1 protein-coding gene is annotated in these 1,714 nt (G+C 66.5%); it reads left to right on the plus strand.

Annotation, left to right across the window (positions count from 1 at the left end):
- The first annotated feature begins 123 nt into the window (after nt 1–123).
- A complete protein-coding gene (locus ACFVJ3_RS49370; RefSeq protein ID WP_378459028.1) occupies nt 124–1,566 on the plus strand; it encodes an IS1380 family transposase in 1,443 nt (480 codons plus the stop codon).
- Nucleotides 1,567–1,714: the final 148 nt, after the last annotated feature.

The raw sequence follows: 1,714 nt of genomic DNA on the forward strand, positions 1-1,714 counted from the left end.
AGCCTGGATACACCGATTGGTATGAGCGCCTGAGGGTGTCATAAAGGCGAAATGCCCTGCGGTGGTGAAAGAATCGATCTTGTCTAGGAACCGGTTCACACCACAACGGAGGGCATCTCGCGGATGCAACTATCTCACACCCGACCCGTCGCGGCGGCGAGGTTCGACGACCCGAATCTTGTGTCGACCGCCGGATTGGTTCCGGTGATGGCATTGGCCGAGGGCAGCGGTCTGCTGGCCCTGGCCGACGAGCACCTGAGCGTGCCGACGGACAAAGGTGCCCATGCCGGCCGCAAGGTCGGGTCCCTGGTCGGTGGGATGGTCGCCGGCGCCGACAGCGTCGCGGACATGGCATTGCTGCGGCACGGGGCGATGAGCACGATCTTCGACCGCCCGTACGCACCGTCGACGTTGGGATCGTTCCTCCGCGAATTCACCTTCGGGCACGTCCGCCAACTCGACGCCGTCGCGTCCCGCTTCCTGCGCGGACTCGCCGCTCGCACCCCGGTGGTGGCGGGTATCGACACCGGACGGGTGCTTGTCGATATCGACGACTCCATCATCGAAGTCCACGGTCACGGCAAACAAGGCTCCGGATACGGCTACTCCGGGGTCCGCGGGTTGAACGCACTGCTCGCGACGATCACCACCGACACCTGCGCACCGGTGATCGTGGGGCAGCGCCTGCGCCGGGGTGCCTGTGGATCCCCACGCGGCGCCGCCCGCATGGTCGCCGACGCCCTGGCCACCGTCGACCGCCTCCGCACGGCGGCCACCGACGCAGCCACGGACGCCACGGCAGAGGCGGTACCCAAAGCACTGGTTCGGGTCGACTCGGCGTTCTACGGGCACCCCACCCTCGGTGCCGCGATCGCAGCCGGAGCCGATGTCTCGGTGACCGTACGCCTGACCTCCACCATCAAAAGAGCGATCGAATCTATCGACGACGACAACGCATGGACGCCGATCGAATACACCAACGCGAACTACGACGAGGACACCGGAAAATGGATCTCGACAGCCGAGGTCGCCGAAATCGACTTCACCGCGTTCGCCTCCCAGCGCAAGGCGCACCGGATTCCGGGGCGGTTGGTGGTGCGGCGCATCCCTGACCTGCGGCCGAAGAGGGACCCGGGCCAAGGTGAGTTGTTCGATATCTGGCGGTTCCACGCCTTCTTCACCACCACCGACCCCGACGACCTCGATACCGTCGCCGCCGACAAGCTGCACCGTCATCACGCGATCTGTGAGCAGGTGCACGCGGACCTGAAGAACTCCGCCCTCGCGCACCTGCCGTCGAGCCGGTTCACCGCGAACGCCGCCTGGCTGGTCTGTGCGGTGATGGCGTTCAATCTCACCCGCGCCGCCGGCACCCTCACCGACGACCCGAAGCTGCTCAAAGCGACCACCGGGACCATCCGGCGGACCGTGGTCTCGGTCCCCGCCCGGATCGCCTCCTCCGCACGCCGGTTGACGCTGCACCTACCGCGGAACTGGCCATGGGAAACCGCGTGGAACACCCTGTTCGACTGCATGTTCGGCCGCAATCGGCCGATCGTCGCCTAACGCCCGCGACAACTGCCCAGCCTCGACGCGAAAGAGCCAGTGGAACAACCCGACACGGGAGGTCGGACGATCACCCATGCCCGCACCCCACCTGCTGCCGCACAACCACACTCACGGCGACCCACCAGCTGATCGGTGCATTCGGGCT

It is taken from the genome of Rhodococcus sp. NPDC127593, assembly GCF_042671975.1.
Lineage (GTDB): Bacteria > Actinomycetota > Actinomycetes > Mycobacteriales > Mycobacteriaceae > Rhodococcus_F.